The organism is Streptomyces griseoaurantiacus, from assembly GCF_036189845.1.
Taxonomy (GTDB): Bacteria; Actinomycetota; Actinomycetes; order Streptomycetales; family Streptomycetaceae; genus Streptomyces; species Streptomyces griseoaurantiacus.
In genome coordinates, this window is record NZ_CP108326.1 from 3,776,442 (window position 1) to 3,795,935 (window position 19,494).

The window sequence follows — 19,494 nt, forward strand, 5'->3', positions numbered from 1 at the left end:
CGGGGGTCGGGGGGTGCGGCGTGCGGTCCGGTTCCCCGGACTTCGCCGGTGCTCCGGGCTTCGCGGGTGCTCCGGGCTGCGCCGGCGCTCCGGGTCTCGTGGGCTGTTCGCGGGCGTCCCTTTCCCCGGGTACCCCTCGCCGCGCCGGTTCCCGGGGCGGTGCCGTCAGCGGTGCCGTGTGCAGGAGCGGGGCCGAAGGGGCGGCGCAGGCGGGTTCCGCGGTGAGGAGCGTGCCCGTCGCGAGGGTGAGGGACAGGGCCGCCGTGCGCAGGGCACGGAGCGGGCAGTGGCCGCCGTGCGGCCGTGGAGGGGGCGCCGGCCGGCTGCGTGGCCACGGAGTCACCCGCCTCGCCCCCTCCCGTGCGCGTAGGGCACCAAGATCGGATGCCCTCAGCGTCACACGGGCCGTGCGGTACGGCACGCCGGCGCCGCCCGTTCGGGCAGCGCTCCCGTCGGGCGGGCCGGGGAGCCGGGGGCGGCACGGTGGGCTCGCGGCGGCGTGCGAGACAATGGCGTAATGGAGATGCCGAGGAACGAACGGTCGCCGGAGAACCCCCAGATCCTGGTTGTCGGCCAGGACGGCATGGCACTTGGCGGCACCGGGGACGACGACTCCCGCGAGGTCCCGGTGACGGAGATGGTCGAACAGCCGGCCAAGGTCATGCGCATCGGGAGCATGATCAAGCAGTTGCTGGAGGAGGTGCGGGCGGCTCCTCTGGACGAGGCCAGCAGGCAGCGGCTGCGGGAGATCCACGCCAGTTCGGTGAAGGAGCTGGAGGACGGGCTCGCCCCCGAGCTGGTGGAGGAGCTGGAGCGGCTGTCCCTGCCGTTCACGGACCACGTGACGCCGAGCGACGCGGAGCTGCGCATCGCGCAGGCGCAGCTCGTGGGCTGGCTGGAGGGCCTCTTCCACGGCATCCAGACCACGCTGTTCGCGCAGCAGATGGCCGCGCGGGCGCAGTTGGAGCAGATGCGGCGCGCCCTGCCGCCGGGTGTCGGCGGCGAGGGCGAGGAGGACCTCCGCCAGGGCGGCCGGTCCGGCGGGCCCTACCTCTGAGCCACCCGCCGCCGATCGGCGGCTTTGGACACCTTCGGCCCCCTGGGTGCCTCACGGCCCGGGGGGCCGGTCGTGCGTGGGGCGGAGCCGCCGCGCGGGCCCGGCTACGCTGGGTCGCCCGTGGAGACCGTCAGCTTGATCTTGGGCATCTTCTCGGGGTCGACGTCCGTGTCGGCGGCGGGGTACTGGTCCATGACCGTGTCCTCGCCGTAGGTGTTCTCGTCGGTGCGGACGACGTCGTACTGCCAGCCGGCCGCCTGGAGGCATTCCTTCACCGAGCTCAGGTTCTTGAACTGGAAGCTCGGCACGAGGATCTGGTCCGCGTCGTCGTACGAGGTGCTCGGCTCGGTGCACTTCGTCTTCTCGATCGTCTTCGTGGTGTCCGGGCCCTTGTGGCCGGACACCCCCGAAGCCCGTTCGGAGGCCGAGGCGCGGGCACGTCCGGCGGGGTCGTCCTTGTCCCCGCCGCCGTTGATGACGATCAGTGTGGTCACCAGTCCGACGACGGCGACCACCGAGACGATCACCGACCCGATGACCACACCCCGGTTGCCCTTGTTCCCGGAGCCGCCGGGCCCACCGGAACCCACGGCGGGCCCCTGGGACGCGACCGTGTACGGCGGAGGCGTCGAGGCGCCCTGCTGCGGCACGTACCCGGCCTGCTGTGGCGGGGTCCCGTATCCACCCTGCTGCGGATAGCCGTAGGCGGGGGACGGCGGCCCCGGCACCGGCGTCGGCCCCCCGTACGGGTTCGGCTGCGGCGTCGACCGGTACGGCGTCTGCACCGGCCCCGTGGGGCCGTTGGGGGCCGAGGAGCGGTCGACCGGCGGGAACACCGCGGCCCCCACGCCCGCTCCGGACTGCGTCTGCGTGCCCGGCACGATGCTGGGCGCGGCCTGGCTGACCGCCGCCGCCACCCGCAGGCACTCGTCGCGCATCGCCTCGGCGCTGGGGAAGCGCTCGTTGGGGTTCTTCTTCAGCGCGCGGGCGACCAGCGCGTCCACCGCCGGCGGCAGCGAGCGGTTGATCGAGGAGGGAGCCACCGGCTCCTCCTGGACGTGCGCGTACGCGATCGCCAGCGGCGAGTCCGCGTCGAAGGGCAGCCGCCCGGTGACCAGTTGGAAGAGCATGATGCCGACCGAGTACAGGTCGCTGCGCGCGTCCACCCCGCGGCCGAGGGCCTGTTCGGGGGAGAGGTACTGCGGGGTGCCCACGACCATGCCGGTCTGCGTCATCGACGTCACGCCGGACTGCATCGCGCGGGCGATGCCGAAGTCCATCACCTTCACCACGCCGCGCTTGGTCACCATCACGTTGCCCGGCTTGATGTCCCGGTGCACCAGGCCCATCTCGTGGCTGATCTCCAGCGCCGCCAGGACGTCCGCGGTGACCTTCAGCGCCCGGTCGGCCGGCATCGCGCCGTACTGCTGGACGTCCGACTCCAGCACCGAGCCGAGGGGGCGGCCCTCGACGTACTCCATGACGATGTACGGCGTCGGCGCGCCGGTCCCGCCGGAGCCCTCGCCGAGGGAGGTGTCCTCGCCGGTGTCGAAGACGGAGACGATGTTGGTGTGCGTGAGCTTCGCCACGGCCTGCGCCTCGCGCCGGAAGCGCTCACGGAAGGCCTGTTCCCGGCCGAGTTCCGTGTGCAGGGTCTTGATGGCGACCTGCCGGTCGAGCACGGAGTCGTAGGCGAGGTGCACGGAGGCCATGCCGCCCTCGCCGAGCAGATCACGCAGCTGGTAGCGGCCGCCGGCCACCGATCGCCCCGCGTACCGGCCCTGGCCGTCCTGGCTCATGTTCTGCGTCCCCCATCGGCGTCGCGGCGGCGGGGCGGGATCCCGCTCCCGCGTTCCCCGCCCGCCCCCGACCGGTGCGCTCCCGACCGGGCGACTGGCTGATTACTGATCGACTGGCTCATTCCCGGCCAAGTCTGCCCCAGGGCACCGACACGTCAAGCTCGGTGCCCGTTCCGTGACCCTACGCGAAAGAAGCGTCGCGGAAGCGTTACAGCAGCCGTACCCCCGGCACACGGAATTTGCACGCGGACACCGGCGACCGGTTTCATGGCCGGTCCACTCGAAATCCAACGGGGACAGGCGCCTCGCGCGGAGCCTGTAGCGTGACCCGACGGAAGACCGTGACAACCACCGCGCAGACCGCGGGCAGAAACGACGGCGAGGACTGATGGCACAGACGCAGCGCGCCCAGGGCCCGTCCGACCCCGAGGCGAGTGGCGGCGGCATGTCGGAGACACCGGAGAACTGGGGCAACGGCGGCCTGGTCGGCGACGGCCGGTACCGGCTGACCCACCGGCTCGGCCGGGGCGGCATGGCCGAGGTGTTCGCGGCCGAGGACGTCCGGCTCGGGCGGACGGTCGCGGTCAAGCTGCTGCGCGCCGACCTCGCCGAGGACCCGGTCTCCAAGGCCCGCTTCACGCGTGAGGCCCAGTCCGTCGCCGGTCTCAACCACCACGCCATCGTGGCCGTGTACGACTCCGGTGAGGACGTCGTGGGCGGCCAGTCGGTTCCGTACATCGTGATGGAGCTGGTCGAGGGCCGCACCATCCGCGACCTGCTGCTCAACGCCGAGGCCCCCGGGCCCGAGCAGGCGCTGATCATCGTCTCCGGCGTCCTGGAGGCGCTGGCCTACTCGCACCAGCACGGCATCGTGCACCGCGACATCAAGCCGGCCAACGTGATCATCACGCACAACGGCGCCGTCAAGGTCATGGACTTCGGCATCGCCCGCGCGCTGCACGGCGCCTCCACGACGATGACGCAGACCGGCATGGTCATGGGAACCCCCCAGTACCTGTCCCCGGAGCAGGCGCTCGGCAAGGCCGTCGACCACCGCTCCGACCTGTACGCCACCGGCTGCCTGCTCTACGAACTCCTCGCGCTGCGCCCGCCCTTCGTCGGCGAGACCCCGCTGTCGGTGGTCTACCAGCACGTGCAGGACATGCCGGTGCCCCCGTCCCAGACCTCCGACGGCTGCCCGCCCGAGCTCGACGGACTGGTGATGCGCTCGCTCGCCAAGGAGCCGGACGACCGGTTCCAGACGGCGGAGGAGATGCGCGGGCTCGTCCAGTACGGGCTGCAGATGCTCTACGACGAGGGTGGCCACACCGGCACCTGGAACACCGGCCCGGTGGTCGGACCCGACGGCCGGCACACCCCGGCCGCGGGCCTCGCCGGCACGACGGTGCTGCCGCACCCCGCCGACTCGGGCACCACGGTCGTCCCGCAGCCGATCCTGCCCCCGTACGGCGGCGGCGGGGACGACGGCGGCTTCGAGGGACGCGGCAACCGGGGCAGCGGCCGGGGCAAGCTGTGGATCCTCGCGGCCCTCGCGGTCATCGCCATAGTCGCGGGCGTGGCGCTCGCGCTGAACAACTCCGGCGGCGGCGGGGACGGCGGCGACACCAAGAAGTCCCCGGCGGCGACCCAGTCCACCAAGGACAAGGACGACGACTCGACGCCGAGCGCCGAGCGGAGCGAGGAGTCCTCGAACGACGACACCGGATCGAACTCGGGCTCGAACTACGAGCAGCCCGGCCGGGAGTCGAACGAATATCCGCGCAAGCCGTCGAACACCGCCTCCCAGCCGGACGGCGAGCAGTCCTCGCCCGAGGGCGACGGCGGTGGCGGCAACGGTGGCGACGGCGGGCAGTCCTCCCCGGCCGGCCAGCAGTCCTCCCCGGCGGGCCAGCAGTCCTCGCCGGCCTCCTCGGCCGGGAACGCGGGATCCGGGGACGACGAGGGCGCGGGCTCGGACGAGGGCGCGAACGGCTGACGGGCACGACACGCACGACAGGGGCCCCGGCCGCGGCAGAACCGCCGCGGCCGGGGCCCGCCCGCATGGCCCGCGCGCGACCGCCTCGGGCCCCGACGGGCGGAACGGGTGATTTTTCCGGGTTTCCGGGCGACTTCCGTCGCGCCCGCGATCATCGCTCCCACCGGCGGCGAAGTCTTCACGTGACGCGGCTCACCGGATAACGTGCCCTTGTTCCGGCCCCCTGCAAGGCTGTGACCAGCATCTGTTGCCGACTGCGCGATTTACTTGGAAGCCCAAGCAAAATCGCAGGTCAGAAGGGGTTTCACAGAAATGTGAAGCACTGGGTAACGTGCTGTTCTGCAGGGCGCTCGCCGGGGCACCTGTCACGCCTGTTCCCGACCGGGCCGCACCCACCCCGTGCGCCCCACAGGAGCGGGCGAGCCGCTCTCCCGGGTCCGGAACGGGCCGGGGAGACCCCAGGCACCCGGCGAACCCGGGGGCCGGACCGACGGAGGAGCACACGTGACCGTGGAGAGCACTGCCGCGCGCAAGGCGCGACGCAGCGCCGGAGGCAAGGCCGGCGCCACCGGCACCGAGCGGGCCGGCGCGGACGCCGCCCCGGCGCAGGAGGGCAGCGGTACCACCGGGACCGCCGGTACCACCCGGAGCAAGCGCGCCGCGAGCACCGGCCGCACCGGCAAGGCCACCGGTACCACGGGTGGCACCCGTGCCAAGCAGACGGCCGCGAAGCCGCGCGCCGCGAAGAAGGCCGCCGCCCCGGCGGCCGGCACGGGGACGGCCGCCGAGGAGCACCAGCTCGTCCAGTTGCTGACCCCCGAGGGCAAGCGGGTCAAGAACGCCGAGTACGACCCCTACGTCGCGGACCTCACCCCCGAGGACCTGCGCGGCCTGTACCGGGACATGGTCCTCACCCGCCGCTTCGACGCCGAGGCCACCTCCCTGCAGCGCCAGGGCGAGCTGGGCCTGTGGGCCTCGCTGCTCGGCCAGGAGGCCGCCCAGATCGGCTCCGGCCGCGCCACCCGCCCGGACGACTACGTCTTCCCGACCTACCGCGAGCACGGCGTCGCCTGGTGCCGCGGGGTCGACCCGACCAACCTGCTCGGCATGTTCCGCGGCGTGAACAACGGCGGCTGGGACCCGAACAGCAACAACTTCCACCTCTACACGATCGTCATCGGCTCCCAGGCGCTGCACGCCACCGGCTACGCCATGGGCGTCGCCAAGGACGGCGCCGACGCGGCAGTGATCGCCTACTTCGGGGACGGCGCCTCCAGCCAGGGCGACGTCGCCGAATCGTTCACCTTCTCCGCCGTCTACAACGCCCCCGTGGTGTTCTTCTGCCAGAACAACCAGTGGGCGATCTCCGAGCCGACCGAGAAGCAGACCCGCGTGCCCCTCTACCAGCGCGCCCAGGGCTACGGCTTCCCCGGCGTCCGCGTCGACGGCAACGACGTCCTGGCCTGCCTCGCGGTCACCAAGTGGGCCCTGGAGCGGGCCCGCCGGGGCGAGGGCCCCACGCTCGTCGAGGCGTTCACCTACCGCATGGGCGCCCACACCACCTCCGACGACCCCAGCCGCTACCGGCACGACGACGAGCGGGTCGCCTGGGAGGCGAAGGACCCGATCGCCCGGCTGCGAGCCCACCTCACCGCCGCGAACCACACGGACGAGTCGTTCTTCGCGGAACTGGAGGCCGAGAGCGAGGCGTTGGGAAGGCGAGTGCGCGAAGCGGTCCGTGCCATGCCGGACCCGGACCACTTCGCCATCTTCGAGAACGCCTACGCGGACGGACACGCGCTGGTCGACGAGGAGCGCGCCCAGTTCGCCGCCTACCAGGCGTCGTTCGCGGACGCCGAAGGGGGCAAGTGAGATGACCGAGAAGATGGCGATCGCCAAGGCGATCAACGAGTCGCTGCGGCAGGCCCTGGAGGCCGACCCGAAGGTCCTCGTCATGGGCGAGGACGTGGGCAAGCTCGGCGGCGTCTTCCGCGTCACCGACGGACTGCAGAAGGACTTCGGCGAGGAGCGGGTCATCGACACCCCGCTCGCCGAGTCCGGCATCGTCGGCACCGCGATCGGCCTCGCCCTGCGCGGCTACCGCCCGGTCGTGGAGATCCAGTTCGACGGCTTCGTGTTCCCCGCGTACGACCAGATCGTCACGCAGCTCGCGAAGATGTACGCCCGCTCGCTCGGCAAGGTCAAGCTGCCGGTCGTCGTCCGCATCCCCTACGGCGGCGGCATCGGCGCGGTCGAACACCACTCGGAGTCCCCCGAGGCGCTGTTCGCGCACGTGGCGGGCCTGAAGGTGGTCTCCCCCTCGAACGCCTCGGACGCCTACTGGATGATGCAGCAGGCCATCCAGAGCGACGACCCGGTGATCTTCTTCGAGCCCAAGCGGCGCTACTGGGACCGCGGCGAGGTCAACACCGAGGCCATCCCGGGCCCCCTGCACAGGGCCACGGTGGCCCGCGAGGGCACCGACCTGACGCTCGTGGCCTACGGCCCGATGGTCAAGCTCTGCCTGGAGGTGGCCGACGCCGCCGCGGAGGAGGGCAGGTCCCTGGAGGTCGTGGACCTGCGCTCGATCTCCCCGCTCGACTTCGACTCCGTACAGGCCTCGGTCGAGAAGACCCGCCACCTGGTCGTGGTCCACGAGGCGCCGGTGTTCCTCGGCTCGGGCGCGGAGATCGCCGCCCGGATCACCGAGCGGTGCTTCTACCACCTGGAGGCCCCCGTGCTCAGGGTCGGCGGCTACCACGCCCCCTACCCGCCGGCCCGCCTGGAGGAGTCCTACCTCCCGGACCTGGACCGGGTGCTCGACGCCGTCGACCGCTCGCTGGCGTACTGAGGAGAAGAGGTCGTGACGACGATGACTGACGCGTCCGTACGCGAGTTCAAGATGCCGGACGTCGGCGAGGGACTCACCGAGGCCGAGATCCTCAAGTGGTACGTCCAGCCCGGTGACACGGTCACCGACGGGCAGGTGGTGTGCGAGGTCGAGACGGCCAAGGCCGCCGTCGAACTGCCCATCCCCTACGACGGGGTGGTGCGCGAGCTGCGCTTCGCCGAGGGCACCACCGTCGATGTCGGCACGCCGATCATCGCGGTCGCGGTGGCCGGCGCCGCCGGGGAGGCGCCCGTCCAGGAGGCCCCCGAGGCGGCTCCGGCCGCCGAGGAGCCCGCCGCGCCGAGCGGCCGCAAGCCGGTCCTGGTGGGCTACGGCGTCGCCGAGTCCGCCACCCGCCGCCGCCCGCGCAAGCCCCAGCCGGGACCGCCGGCCGCCCCGGCGGCCCCCGCCGAGGAGACGCTCTACGCGGCCACCGCGCTGCGGGACACCGTCCCCGCTCAGGAGGGCGCGCAGACCTCCTCCGCCCCGGCCGCGGAACCGGAGCGGCCCGCGCTCAACGGGCACGGCGGGCAGCGCCCGCTGGCCAAGCCGCCGGTGCGCAAGCTCGCCAAGGACCTGGGCGTGGACCTGGCCACGGTGACCCCCTCGGGTCCCGAGGGCGTCATCACCCGCGAGGACGTCCACAAGGCGGCAGCGCCCTCGCCGGTCGAGGCCCCCACCCGGGTCCAGGCGGCGCCGGCGCCCGCCCCCCAGGCGGCACCGACCGCCGCGGCCGTCTCGTACGACGCCGCGCGGGAGACCCGGGTGCCCGTCAAGGGCGTCCGCAAGGCCACGGCGGCGGCGATGGTCGGCTCCGCGTTCACGGCACCGCACGTCACGGAGTTCGTGACGGTCGACGTGACGCGGACGATGAAGCTGGTCGAGGAGCTGAAGCGGTCCCCCGCCGAGTACGGCCTCGAGGGCCTGCGGGTCAACCCGCTGCTGCTGATCGCCAAGGCCCTGCTGGTCGCCGTCCGGCGCCACCCGGAGATCAACGCGTCCTGGGACGAGGCCAACCAGGAGATCGTGGTCAAGCACTACGTCAACCTGGGTATCGCGGCCGCCACCCCCCGGGGCCTGATCGTGCCGAACATCAAGGACGCGCACAGCCGGACGCTGCCCGAACTGGCCGCCTCCCTCGGCGAACTGGTCGCCACCGCCCGCGAGGGGAAGACCTCCCCGGCGGCCATGCAGGGCGGCACGGTGACCATCACCAACGTCGGCGTCTTCGGCGTCGACACCGGAACGCCCCTGCTCAACCCGGGGGAGTCCGCGATCCTGGCGGTCGGCGCGATCAAGCTCCAGCCCTGGGTCCACAAGGGCAAGGTGAAGCCGCGTCAGGTCACCACCCTCGCCCTCAGCTTCGACCACCGCCTGGTCGACGGCGAACTGGGCTCCAAGGTCCTGGCGGACGTGGCCGCGGTCCTGGAACGCCCGAAGAGGCTGATCACCTGGGGGTGACCGGCCCGGCACGGTAAGTTGTCCAAAGACGGAAGGAGCGCCGCATGTTGGAGATGCGACGCCCCTTCCGTCATTTCACGGCCCCGGGACCGCCCGTCAGGGCTGGTTGAGCACGTACACCGGCGCGCCCTTGTCCGTGCCGCCCCGCGAGCGGATGCAGGCGTGCTTGCGCAGCAGCCGCAGGCACTCGTTCACCCGGCGCACGGTGAGTCCCGTCCGCGCGGCCAGCGATTCCAGCGGCTCGCGCAGCTCGCCCGTCTCCACGAGGACCGGGGCGATCACCACGGCCAGGGCCCACACGTCCTCCGTCACCGCGAGACGGTGCCGCCAGTCGGCCAGCACCGCCTCCAGACTCGTCCGCGCCCCCGGGGCGGCGCCGGGCGCGGTGCGGGTGACCGCGAGGGTGTCCAGCCGGTTCGCGATGCGCTCCATGGCCTGGGCGATGGTGTTCTGCGCGGCGAGGGTCGCGTGCTGCGCGGCCAGCATCTCCCGCTGCACCTCCAGCGACGCCCGCCTGGCCACCGCGAGTTCCTCGTCCACCTCCAGGTTGTGCGCCTCGAGCCGGACGATCGCCTCGGCCACCTGCTCCGGCATGGCGTAGGCGAGCGGGGCACCCGGCGCGGCGGGCTGCACCGCGGCCTCCTCCAGACTGTAGGAGCCCTCCCTCTGCACGGTCTCGATCACTTCCGCGGCCCACTGCTTGAAGGGTTCGCAGGCGGGCTTGGTGCAGGCGTTGACGAGCCGGACGAGACCCTGCAGATCGATCAGATTCAGGTCTCGGCGCCACTCCCTGCCTGCGGGAATGTCGAGACCGTGACCTCCAGTCACTGTCTCGAGACTGTCTCGGTTGGCCTCCGGGACGTGGTCGAGGAGTGCCTTGCGTGGCGTGGTGTAGCCCAGCCTCTTGCACACATCCACCGCCGGGAACCAGTGGCTCCCGTCCGGCATGGTCAGCCGGCGGATCCTGGCCCCGGTCGCCGCGTACACGAAGTCGCTGATGTCGATGGCCTCATGGCGCTCGGCGGGCCTGGGGCGCTTGCTCGGTTCGTTCATGTGAACCTCCTTCGCTGCGGAAGCTAGAGCGAGGAAAGGCGCATATGCCAGCCAGGTCGGGGATGTTCATGATTGCGGGGGAAGATCACCAGTTCGCCCTTCGCTGCCGCCCGTGATGTGCATCGCCGGGATTCGCCGGACGGCGAGGGGGCCGGGCAACGGGAAGGGGCCCGCCGGACATGGACGGCGGGCCCCTTCGTGACGGTGGCCGGGGCCGCCGTCGGCCGATCAGACGGCGAAGCCGTAGTTCAGGAGCTTCTTCGCGTCGGAGGTGCGGTTGGCGACCGAGGAGGAGGCCAGGACCGTGCCGACGACCGTCTTGCCGTTGCGGGTCGCGGCGAAGACCAGGCAGTACTTGGCCTCCGGTCCCGAGCCCGTCTTGACGCCGATGGTGCCGCTGTAACCGCTGAGCAGCGGGTTGGTGTTGCTCCAGTTCATGTAGCGGTAGCCACCGCTCTTGGTGGTCACCTTCTGCTTGGTGGACTTGGTCTTGACCACCGTGCGGAACGTGGAGTTCTTGAGCGCGTTGCGCGCGAGCTTGGTCAGGTCGCGCGGCGTGGAGTAGTTGCTGCCGTTGCCGATGCCGTCGAACGAGTCGAAGTGCGTGTTGGTCAGGCCGAGGTCGCGCGCGGTCTTGTTCATCTTGGAGAGGAACGACTTCACACGCGCCGAACGGCTGGAGCCGGAGCCGAACTTATCGGCGAGGGCGTAGGCGGCGTCACAGCCCGAGGGCAGCATCAGCCCGTACAGGAGCTGGCGGACGGTCACCTTGTCGCCGACGATCAGGTGGGCGGAGGAGGCGTTGTTGCGGACGATGTAGTCGCTGTACGCCTTCTGGATCGTGACCTTGGAGTTCAGGTTCAGGTTGGACTGCGAGAGCACCACCTTCGCCGTCATGATCTTGGTGGTGGAGCCGGTGGACAGCCGGGTGTCCGCCTTCTTGGTGTACAGGGACTTGCCGGTGCCGCTGTTCATCGCGAACCCGCCCTTGGCGGTGATCGAGGGCTTGGTGACGGCCTGGGCGGGAGCCGCGGTGAGGGCTCCGGTGGCCAGCACGGCGCCGGTGGTGACCACGGCGGCGGCGGTCCTGCGGAGCCGAGCGCCCCTAATGGCGGTAATCAACGTGAACGCTCCGATTGCGTCGTCTTGCATCGCTTGCGGTGCATGTCCTGCCTCCGCCCGCTGATGCGATGAAATGCCCCTGGGAGGCGGCCGGATGAGACTGCCGCCACTTCGTCAGACTTGTAAGTAGCACAAAAGGATGTGCCGTTGCCGGGATACGTCCCACACCGGTCGGCAGGCGTCCACACTCCGGACGCCGGACCGCATGCGTACGTGTTGTATCTATGCTGTGCGCATGCCTTCGCCGCCCGTCCCTGCCGGTCCCCACCCACCCGGGCCCGCCGATTCCCACCCACCCGGGCCCGCCAGTTCCCACCCACCCGTCCCTGCGGCCCCCTCCCCCCTCTCGCCCACCCCGCCCGGCAAGCGGCCCCCGGCCGCCGACCGGGTGTACGCCCACGTCAAGCAGGGTGTGCTGGAGCGCCGCTACGAGGGCGGGACACTGCTGACCGAGGGAGGCCTGGCCGAGGAGGTCGGCGTCTCGCGCACCCCCGTGCGGGAGGCGCTGCTCCGGCTGGAGGTCGAGGGACTGCTGCGCCTCTACCCGAAGAAGGGCGCCCTGGTCCTGCCCGTCTCCGCCCAGGAGATCGCGGACGTGGTCGAGACGCGCCGGCTCGTCGAGGCGCACGCGGCGCGCAAGGCGGTGCCCGCGCCGCCCGCGCTCCTGGCCCGGCTGGAGGAACTGCTCGCCAGGCAGCGCGAGCAGGTCGCCGCCGGCGAACTGGCCGAGGCGGCGGTCACCGACCGCTGCTTCCACGCCGAGATCGTGCGCAGCGGCGGCAACGAGATCCTCTCCCGCCTCTACGACCAGCTCCGCGACCGCCAGCTCCGCATGGGCGTCGCCGTCATGAACGCCCACCCCGACCGGGTCACCAAGACGCTCACCGAACACGGGCAGATCCTCGAGGCGCTGCGCGCGGGGGACGCCGAGCGGGTCGTGGAACTGCTGCACGGCCATGTGAACTGGTTCTCCCACCTGGCCCGGGGGGAGATCCGATGAGCGCGGCCTCCACCGGCTCCCTCCGTCTGCCCGGGGACCCGCCAGGCGGCCGGCGGGCGATCGCCGTCTGGTCGATCGGCGTCTCCGTCTACTTCGTCGCGGTGATCTTCCGTACGTCCCTGGGCGTGGCGGGACTGGACGCGGCCGACCGGTTCCATGTCAACGCCTCGGCGCTGTCCACGTTCTCGATCCTGCAGCTCCTGGTCTACGCGGGCATGCAGATACCCGTCGGCCTCCTGGTCGACCGGCTCGGCACCAAGAAGGTGCTGACGCTCGGCGTCGTGCTGTTCACCGCGGGCCAGCTCGGCTTCGCCTTCTCCCCGTCCTACGGGAGCGCGCTCGCCTCCCGGGCGCTGCTCGGCTGCGGCGACGCGCTGACCTTCATCAGCGTGCTGCGGCTCGGCACCCGCTGGTTCCCGGCCAGGCGCGGCCCGATGGTCGCCCAGCTCGCCGGGCTGGCCGGCATGGCGGGCAACCTCGTCTCCACCCTGGTCATCGCCCGCCTGCTGCACGGCCTCGGCTGGACGGCGGCCTTCGCGGGCAGCGCGCTCGCCGGACTCGTCGTCCTCGTCCTGATGACGCTCTTCCTGAAGGACCACCCCGAGGGCTTCGACCCGGAGCCCGTCACGCACCAGGGCGCGGCCTACGTGCGCCGGCAGATCGCGGCCTCCTGGCGGGAGCCCGGCACCCGGCTCGGCATGTGGGTGCACTTCACCACGCAGTTCCCGGCGATGGTGTTCCTGCTGCTGTGGGGGCTGCCCTTCCTCGTCGAGGCGCAGGGACTGTCCCGGGCGACGGCCGGGGAGCTGCTGACCCTGGTGGTGCTGTCCAACATGGCCGTCGGACTGGTGTACGGGCAGCTGGTGGCCCGGCGCAACGCGGCCCGGCTGCCGCTGGCCCTCGGCACCGTGGGCGCGACGGCCTTGCTGTGGGCGGCCACGCTGCTGTACCCGGGAGACCGGGCGCCGATGTGGCTGCTGGTCGCGCTCTGCGCGGTCCTCGGCGCCTGCGGACCCGCCTCGATGATCGGCTTCGACTTCGCCCGGCCCGCCAACCCGGCCGAACGTCAGGGCACGGCCTCCGGGATCACCAACATGGGCGGTTTCGTCGCCTCGATGACGACGCTGTTCGCGATCGGCGTGCTGCTGGACGCGAGCGGCAACGACTACACGCTGGCGTTCTCCGTGGTCTTCGTCCTCCAGGCGCTCGGCCTCAGCCAGATCCTGCGGCTGCGCGGGCGCGCGGCGGTCCGCGAGCGGGAGCGGCTGGTGGCGAGCCGGGTACAGACCGTCCACGTGCCGGTCGCCGCGGGCGGCGGCCCGGGGCAGGGCCCCGCATGACGCGGCGGGTGCGCCGGGGCCCTGCCTCGGCGCACCCGCCCCTTCCGGTTCCGCTACGGCGGCACCGCCAGTCGGTCGTCGTCACGGCGGCCCGGCGAGAAGCCCGTCGCGACGTCGTCACGCGGCATTCGCGAAACGGCCGTCGCCACGGAGGCACCCCGGGGCGGCCGTCGCTAGGGCGTCACCGCGAACGCCAGCAGGATCGCCGCCGTCAGTTCCGCGTCGCCCTCCGCCTTGATCCGGTCGGCCACCATGTCCGCCGTGACCCGGCCGCAGGCCAGCCGCACGTACGTCTCCCAGTCCAGCGTCAGACTCACCACCGGGCCCAGCGAGGGCGCGCCGTCTATCGACCCGCGCCCCTCCTCGTCGACCCGGACCGTGCGCAGGAACTCGACCGGTCCGTGCACGTCGATCACCACCGCCGAGCCGGGCGGCACCCCCGCGTCCTTGGCGACGACCTTCGGCAGCGCGGCGAGCAGCAGGTCCCGGGTCACCTGGGCGCCCGGGGAGTCCAGGTTGCCGGGGCGGCCGAGGGCGGCGCGCAGATCCTGCTCGTGCACCCACACGTCGAAGGCCCGGTTGCGCATGGCCTCCTCCAGCGTCGGCTCGGTGCCGAGCGGGCCGCGCACCTTGGTGCCGGGGTCCCGCGACTCGTTCCGGAGCTGGCGGTTGCGGCGGATGATCGTGTACTCCAGCTCGGAGGTCATCTCCGGGCCGGTGTGGTGCCGGCGGACGTCGACCTGCATCTCCATGTACCGCTGGTGCTCGTTGGTGACGTGGAAGAGGTCGCGCGGGAGGGTGTGGATCGGCCGCGGGTCGCCGAGCATCTCGCACTCCAGCCCGATGACGTGCGAGACGACGTCGCGGACCGACCAGGCCGGGCACGGGGTCCGCCGGTTCCACTCGCCTTCCACGAGCGGCTGCACCAGCTCGGATATCGCGTCGATCGAGTGGGTCCAGGCGTCGGCGTAGGGCTGGAGGGTGGGATGCAGACTCACGGAACGGGACCCCTCGGGCGGTCGGTGCGCGGGCAGTTGTGGCGGCGGCGGTCGCCGACGGCGTTGTCGGTGGACGGAATGCTGCTGCGGTGGCCCCCAGCGTCGTGTCAACGTCTGTCAGCGGGTGTCCAGACACGTTAAGTTACGCTGCTGTGGGGCACCCCGGCAGTGCTTTCGTGTGACGATCGTAGGCCCGGACGGACGGCTCGAATGCCAGGACGGTGGTAGTGTGCGCGCCTCCCTCATCCAGATCGGTGTAGACGAGGACGAATCGGTCGAAGCGCGCCGCGCTCGCGTCGCCTCCCTCGTACGGGAACAGGCGGGCGCGGATCTGGTCGTGCTGCCCGAGCTGTGGACCACCGGGGCCTTCGCCTACGAGTCCTTCGCCACCGGGGCGGAACCGCTGCGCGGTCCGACGTACGAGGCGATGGCCGAAGCGGCCCGCGAGGCGGGCGTGTGGCTGCACGCGGGCTCGATCCCCGAGCGCGGCGAGGCACCGGCCGACGGCGGCCCGGGCGCCGAGGGCCCCGTGTACAACACCTCACTCGTCTTCTCCCCCTCCGGCACACTCGCCGCCGCCTACCGCAAGATCCACCGCTTCGGCTTCGACAAGGGCGAGGCCGTCCTGATGGGCGCCGGCGACACCCTGGTGACCGTGACCCTGCCGGACACCACGCTCGGCGTGGCCACCTGCTACGACCTCCGCTTCCCCGAGCTGTTCCGCGGCCTCGTCGACGCCGGCGCCGAGACGCTGGTGGTCCCGGCGGGCTGGCCGGAACGCCGCCGCTCCCACTGGACGCTCCTCGCGCAGGCCCGCGCGGTCGAGAACCAGGCCTTCGTCCTCGCCTGCGGAACGGCCGGGACGCACGCCGGGGTTCCCCAGGCCGGTCACTCGATCGTGGTGGACCCCTGGGGCGAGGTCCTGGCGGAGGCGGGCCCGGACGAGGAGATCCTCACCGTCGACTTCGACCCGGCACGGGTGGCGAGGACGAGGGAACAGTTCCCGGCCCTGAAGGACCGCGTCCTCGGCCTGGCCCCGCCCACCGTCTGAACCCCACCGCGGCCCTGTCACCCGGGGGCTCCCTCCCCAGGGCCCGCCTCAGTCCTCCCGTTCCTTCTCCGCGAGGTGGATCGCGCACACCGCCACCGCGATCAGCAGCGCCGGGTCCGCGTCCTCGCGGACGATGTCCACGCCGTACGTCTCCCGGACGTGCAGCCACCGCCGCGAGATCACCGCGAGCAGCTCCCCGTCGTACTCGACGGCGAACTCCCGGTCGAGGATCTTGCCGCTGACGTCCAGCTCCGTCCCCTCGGCCAGCGCCACGCGGTAGTGGTTGCGCAACAGCGACAGCCGCTTGCGGCGGATCGTGGCGAGCGGCTCCCCGCCCCGCTCGATCACCATCGTGTCGCGCAGGGCGAACATCTTCTGGTGGATGTCGATCAGCACATTGCCCCGGGTGTCCTTCAGCTCGAAGGTGTCCCGCAGCCGCATCGCCTTCCCGTCGACGAGGAAGACCTTCTCACCGTGCTCGTCCTCGATCCAGTAGTCGTCACCGATACCGAGGAGCCGGTCGCGTACGAGGAATCTCATACCCGTACGGCTTCCCCGCCACCGGGCCCGGGAAAGCGGCCAGTGGGGGCCTTCGCGGAGGTGCACAGGTCAACGTCGAGCTGGTTTCCGGCTACCTCGCGCCGACCCAGCCGAGCGAGGTTGCCGCGTACGCGGACACATTCACGGAACTGGCCGAGATGGCCGTCCATGGGGCGAAGGCCCGCGCACTCATCACCAGCGCCATTCAGACTCTCGGGTGATGACCGTGCAAACCTCATGCAATCTCCTGGGAGTTGCAGCTCGACCGTTCCTAGCGTGGTCGCTACACGGACGACACGAGGAGCGGGGCCGTGAAGACGATCGCGTATGAGCAACCCCCGGTAGAGCTGCCGTTGCGCACAGACCCGGACTGTCAGTGGACTGCCGCACCGACCGGGGACGCGGACGTGTGCATGGACATGTGCATCGGGCACACGGGCCGGACCGGGCACATGACCTTCCTGCGCGAGTTCTCGGAAGTCGCCGTGGTCGAGCGCGCCCAGTGAGGGTGTCAGTCACCGACCTGGTGTTCCACGCGGTGGCGGATGTACTCGTCCGGATGGGACCGGGCTATCGCCACGGCCGCGTCCACCAGGTCGTGCAGCTCCGGCGGATAGGCCGACTTCCGGAGCGGCAGGCCCGGCAGGATGCGGCGCCGGACGTCCAGGTGCTCGTTGATCACGAACTCGCGAAGCGCGGTTTCGTACCACTCGGCCACTACGGTCGGGGCGTCGTCGGGCTCCGCCGGACCGGTGCCTGCGGGGTGCTCCGCCCGTACGGTGGGCATACGCAGGGGTAGAGCCGACCAGTACCAGGCATTCGCCGCGCCCGCCCGCTCGACGTCCGTGCCCGCCCGCAGGTATCCGAGCAACGAGGCTTGGACCCGCCCGCGCCCGAACGCGTTCAGCGCCGGTTCGAGGAAATGGCGGTTGAAGCTCGGGTCGGGGTCGTAGACGGCTGCCTTGATCAGCGTCTCGAAGGACTCCTCGGAAAGGATCAGGTCCCGGCGGCAGGCCTTGTACAGCGCCGTCCGAGCTTGGTTCACCCACGTTCGTGGATCGCCGGGCTGCGGCCTGTGAACGACGTCGAGCCCGAGGACCCGGACGACGTCCGCCACGCATCCGGCGAACACCTCCCTACGGCCCTCCACCGGCCCCGGCAGCGCCATGAACCCCTGCACCGTCCGCGCCGTCTCGCCGGCAGTCGTCTCGCCCTCGTCCGTAGCCAACCTTCGCTCCCCTGTCGTAGGTCCTGCCGTAGGCGTGTGATCCGACGTTCGTACCAGGATGGCAAGCTTGAAGGATGAACGATGCTGTCCCGGCGCCCACCCCCGCGCCCGTACCCCGCAGGCGTGCCCGTGTCCGTGCCCCCGAGCTGATCGGCAAGGGTGGCTGGCTGAACACCGGCGGGAAAGATCTCCCCCTCGCTGACCTGCGAGGTAAGTGCGTTGTTGTGGATTTCTGGACCTTCTGCTGCATCAACTGCCTGCACGTCCTGGACGAGCTGCGGGAGCTGGAGGAGAAGCACCGGGACACGGTGGTGATCATCGGGGTGCACTCGCCGAAGTTCGTGCACGAGGCGGAGCACCAGGCGGTCGTGGACGCCGTCGAGCGGTACGGCGTGGAGCACCCGGTGCTCGACGATCCGGAGCTGGCCACCTGGAAGCAGTACGCGGTGCGGGCCTGGCCCACGCTGGTGGTGATCGACCCCGAGGGGTACGTGGTCGCCCAGCACGCGGGCGAGGGGCACGCGCACGCGATCGAGAAGCTGGTGGAGGAGCTGGAGGCCGAGCACGAGGCCAAGGGCACCCTGCGCCGGGGCGACGGGCCGTATGTGGCGCCCGAGCCGGAGCCCACCACGCTCCGCTTCCCCGGCAAGGCGCTGCTGCTGCCCTCGGGGAACCTCCTGGTCAGCGACACCACCCGGCACCAGCTCGTGGAGCTGGCGGCGGACGGGGAGAGCGAGGTGCGGCGGATCGGGTCCGGTGCGCGCGGCTTCGCGGACGGTACGGCGGAGGCGGCGGCGTTCAGCGAGCCGCAGGGCCTGGCGCTGCTGGAGGACGGGTCGGTGGTCGTGGCCGACACCGTGAACCACGCGCTGCGCCGCCTGGACGTGGCCACCGGCGGTGTCACGACGCTCGCGGGCACCGGGCGGCAGTGGTGGCAGGGCTCGCCGACGTCCGGCCCGGCGCGCGAGGTGGATCTGTCCTCGCCGTGGGACGTGGCCGTGTTCGGCGGCCGGGTGTGGATGGCGATGGCGGGCGTGCACCAGTTGTGGACGTACGACCCCGCCTCGGAGACGGTCGCGGTGGCGGCGGGCACGACCAACGAGGGGCTGGTGGACGGTCCCGGCGCCGAGGCCTGGTTCGCCCAGCCCTCGGGGCTCGCGGCGGCCGGGGAGCGGCTGTGGCTGGCCGACTCCGAGACCTCCGCGCTGCGCTGGGTCGACACCGAGGGCGCGGTGCACACGGCGGTGGGCACCGGTCTGTTCGACTTCGGGCACCGGGACGGGGCGGCGGAGCAGGCGCTGCTCCAGCACCCGCTGGGGGTCACCGCGCTGCCGGACGGCTCGGTGGCGGTCAGCGACACCTACAACCACGCGCTGCGCCGCTTCGACCCGGCGACGGGCGAGGTGACCACGCTGGCCACGGATCTGCGCGAGCCCAGTGACGCGGTGGTGGTCGGCGAGGACATCGTGGTGGTGGAGTCTGCCCGGCACCGGCTGACGCGGCTGCGGCTGCCCGAGGAGGCGGTCCGGGTGGACGCGGTGGCGCACCGCACGCGGCGGGCGGCGACGGAGGTGGCGCCGGGGGCGCTGCGGCTCGACGTGATCTTCCAGGCGCCGGCCGGTCAGAAGCTGGACACGCGCTACGGCCCCTCGACCCGGCTGCTGGTCTCCTCGACGCCGCCGGAGCTGCTGCTGGCGGGCGAGGGCGCGGGCACGGACCTGGCCCGCACGCTGGAGCTGGACCCGTCGGTGCCGGAGGGGGTGCTGCACGTCTCGGCGATGGCCGCGTCCTGCGACGACGACCCCGCGAACGAGTACCCGGCGTGCCATGTCCACCAGCAGGACTGGGGTGTCCCGGTGCGTGTCACCGGGGACGGTGCGGCGCGGCTGCCCCTGGTGCTGGCGGGGATGGACACCGCGGAGGCCTGAGCCGGCGGCGGCCCGTGCGGGGGGCGGCCGG

Annotated in this window: 16 protein-coding genes and 1 pseudogene; 11 read left to right on the plus strand and 6 right to left on the minus strand. The window is 72.0% G+C overall.

The genetic code is table 11. The annotated features are described in order from the left end of the window. Window positions 1–517 precede the first annotated feature (517 nt). Window positions 518–1,057 (plus strand): bacterial proteasome activator family protein, encoded by a 540-nt coding sequence (locus OHB09_RS16855; RefSeq protein ID WP_040894187.1) that lies wholly within the window; start codon window positions 518–520, stop codon window positions 1,055–1,057. Between the two features lie 104 nt (window positions 1,058–1,161). Here OHB09_RS16855 and OHB09_RS16860 read toward each other — a convergent pair whose 3' ends face one another. Continuing rightward, window positions 1,162–2,856 (minus strand): Stk1 family PASTA domain-containing Ser/Thr kinase, encoded by a 1,695-nt coding sequence (locus OHB09_RS16860; protein WP_328922184.1) that lies wholly within the window; start codon window positions 2,854–2,856, stop codon window positions 1,162–1,164. A 388-nt stretch (window positions 2,857–3,244) separates the two neighbouring features. Here OHB09_RS16860 and OHB09_RS16865 point away from each other — a divergent pair, with 388 nt between their 5' ends. The 4 genes from OHB09_RS16865 (at window position 3,245) to OHB09_RS16880 (ending at window position 9,203) form a co-directional block, all read left to right on the plus strand. After that, on the plus strand, window positions 3,245–4,852 hold the full coding sequence (locus OHB09_RS16865) for a protein kinase domain-containing protein (RefSeq protein ID WP_093591239.1): 1,608 nt from the start codon (window positions 3,245–3,247) through the stop codon (window positions 4,850–4,852). A 504-nt stretch (window positions 4,853–5,356) separates the two neighbouring features. After that, window positions 5,357–6,724, plus strand: a complete 1,368-nt coding sequence (pdhA, locus tag OHB09_RS16870) for a pyruvate dehydrogenase (acetyl-transferring) E1 component subunit alpha (protein WP_191853971.1) — start codon at window positions 5,357–5,359, stop codon at window positions 6,722–6,724. Between the two features lies 1 nt (window position 6,725). Beyond that, complete coding sequence (locus OHB09_RS16875; protein ID WP_006138556.1) at window positions 6,726–7,703, plus strand: alpha-ketoacid dehydrogenase subunit beta; 978 nt, start codon at window positions 6,726–6,728, stop codon at window positions 7,701–7,703. Between the two features lie 12 nt (window positions 7,704–7,715). Next, the gene (locus OHB09_RS16880; RefSeq protein ID WP_006138557.1) at window positions 7,716–9,203 is read left to right on the plus strand and encodes a dihydrolipoamide acetyltransferase family protein; all 1,488 of its coding nucleotides are present in this window, start codon (window positions 7,716–7,718) and stop codon (window positions 9,201–9,203) included. 96 nt (window positions 9,204–9,299) lie between these two features. Here OHB09_RS16880 and OHB09_RS16885 read toward each other — a convergent pair whose 3' ends face one another. Both OHB09_RS16885 and OHB09_RS16890 read right to left on the minus strand, forming a co-directional pair. Next, window positions 9,300–10,256: a BRO-N domain-containing protein gene (locus tag OHB09_RS16885; protein ID WP_328922185.1), complete on the minus strand. Its 957-nt coding sequence runs from the start codon at window positions 10,254–10,256 to the stop codon at window positions 9,300–9,302. 228 nt (window positions 10,257–10,484) lie between these two features. Continuing rightward, window positions 10,485–11,408: a D-alanyl-D-alanine carboxypeptidase family protein gene (locus tag OHB09_RS16890; RefSeq protein ID WP_407077330.1), complete on the minus strand. Its 924-nt coding sequence runs from the start codon at window positions 11,406–11,408 to the stop codon at window positions 10,485–10,487. A gap of 205 nt (window positions 11,409–11,613) precedes the next feature. On the opposite strand from OHB09_RS16890, the gene OHB09_RS16895 reads away from it, so the two are divergent. Together OHB09_RS16895 and OHB09_RS16900 are read left to right on the plus strand one after the other, a co-directional pair. Then, window positions 11,614–12,378, plus strand: coding sequence for a GntR family transcriptional regulator (locus OHB09_RS16895; RefSeq protein ID WP_328922187.1), 765 nt, complete (start codon window positions 11,614–11,616; stop codon window positions 12,376–12,378). Then, window positions 12,375–13,718, plus strand: coding sequence for an MFS transporter (locus OHB09_RS16900; protein ID WP_006138561.1), 1,344 nt, complete (start codon window positions 12,375–12,377; stop codon window positions 13,716–13,718). The genes OHB09_RS16895 and OHB09_RS16900 overlap by 4 nt, the downstream gene beginning before the upstream one ends. A 173-nt stretch (window positions 13,719–13,891) precedes the next feature. Here OHB09_RS16900 and OHB09_RS16905 read toward each other — a convergent pair whose 3' ends face one another. After that, window positions 13,892–14,716 (minus strand): maleylpyruvate isomerase family mycothiol-dependent enzyme, encoded by an 825-nt coding sequence (locus OHB09_RS16905; protein WP_006138562.1) that lies wholly within the window; start codon window positions 14,714–14,716, stop codon window positions 13,892–13,894. A gap of 229 nt (window positions 14,717–14,945) precedes the next feature. Between OHB09_RS16905 and OHB09_RS16910 the strand changes: the two genes are divergently transcribed. After that, a complete protein-coding gene (locus tag OHB09_RS16910) occupies window positions 14,946–15,767 on the plus strand; it encodes a carbon-nitrogen family hydrolase (RefSeq protein ID WP_328923024.1) in 822 nt (273 codons plus the stop codon). Between the two features lie 48 nt (window positions 15,768–15,815). Here OHB09_RS16910 and OHB09_RS16915 read toward each other — a convergent pair whose 3' ends face one another. Further along, complete coding sequence (locus OHB09_RS16915; protein WP_006138564.1) at window positions 15,816–16,307, minus strand: LURP-one-related/scramblase family protein; 492 nt, start codon at window positions 16,305–16,307, stop codon at window positions 15,816–15,818. A gap of 62 nt (window positions 16,308–16,369) precedes the next feature. On the opposite strand from OHB09_RS16915, the pseudogene OHB09_RS16920 reads away from it, so the two are divergent. Continuing rightward, a pseudogene (locus OHB09_RS16920) lies at window positions 16,370–16,528 on the plus strand (transcriptional regulator); the annotation flags it as partial. A 90-nt stretch (window positions 16,529–16,618) separates the two neighbouring features. Beyond that, window positions 16,619–16,813, plus strand: a complete 195-nt coding sequence (locus tag OHB09_RS16925; RefSeq protein ID WP_328922188.1) for a hypothetical protein — start codon at window positions 16,619–16,621, stop codon at window positions 16,811–16,813. 5 nt (window positions 16,814–16,818) lie between these two features. Here the strand turns inward: OHB09_RS16925 and OHB09_RS16930 are convergent, their stop codons facing one another. Further along, window positions 16,819–17,535, minus strand: coding sequence for a hypothetical protein (locus tag OHB09_RS16930; protein WP_259297134.1), 717 nt, complete (start codon window positions 17,533–17,535; stop codon window positions 16,819–16,821). A 74-nt stretch (window positions 17,536–17,609) separates the two neighbouring features. On the opposite strand from OHB09_RS16930, the gene OHB09_RS16935 reads away from it, so the two are divergent. Then, window positions 17,610–19,463, plus strand: a complete 1,854-nt coding sequence (locus tag OHB09_RS16935) for an NHL domain-containing thioredoxin family protein (RefSeq protein ID WP_328922189.1) — start codon at window positions 17,610–17,612, stop codon at window positions 19,461–19,463. Window positions 19,464–19,494: the final 31 nt, after the last annotated feature.

Bases quoted from the DNA above. Each gene is read 5' to 3' on its own strand.
- OHB09_RS16855 (WP_040894187.1), top strand. From the start codon at position 518: ATGGAGATGCCGAGGAACGAACGGTCGCCGGAGAACCCCCAGATCCTG.
- OHB09_RS16875 (WP_006138556.1), top strand. From the start codon at position 6,726: ATGACCGAGAAGATGGCGATCGCCAAGGCGATCAACGAGTCGCTGCGG.
- OHB09_RS16895 (WP_328922187.1), top strand. From the start codon at position 11,614: ATGCCTTCGCCGCCCGTCCCTGCCGGTCCCCACCCACCCGGGCCCGCC.
- OHB09_RS16935 (WP_328922189.1), top strand. From the start codon at position 17,610: ATGAACGATGCTGTCCCGGCGCCCACCCCCGCGCCCGTACCCCGCAGG.
- OHB09_RS16900 (WP_006138561.1), top strand. From the start codon at position 12,375: ATGAGCGCGGCCTCCACCGGCTCCCTCCGTCTGCCCGGGGACCCGCCA.
- OHB09_RS16915 (WP_006138564.1), bottom strand. From the start codon at position 16,307: ATGAGATTCCTCGTACGCGACCGGCTCCTCGGTATCGGTGACGACTAC.
- OHB09_RS16885 (WP_328922185.1), bottom strand. From the start codon at position 10,256: ATGAACGAACCGAGCAAGCGCCCCAGGCCCGCCGAGCGCCATGAGGCC.
- OHB09_RS16890 (WP_407077330.1), bottom strand. From the start codon at position 11,408: ATGCAAGACGACGCAATCGGAGCGTTCACGTTGATTACCGCCATTAGG.
- OHB09_RS16865 (WP_093591239.1), top strand. From the start codon at position 3,245: ATGGCACAGACGCAGCGCGCCCAGGGCCCGTCCGACCCCGAGGCGAGT.
- OHB09_RS16860 (WP_328922184.1), bottom strand. From the start codon at position 2,856: ATGAGCCAGGACGGCCAGGGCCGGTACGCGGGGCGATCGGTGGCCGGC.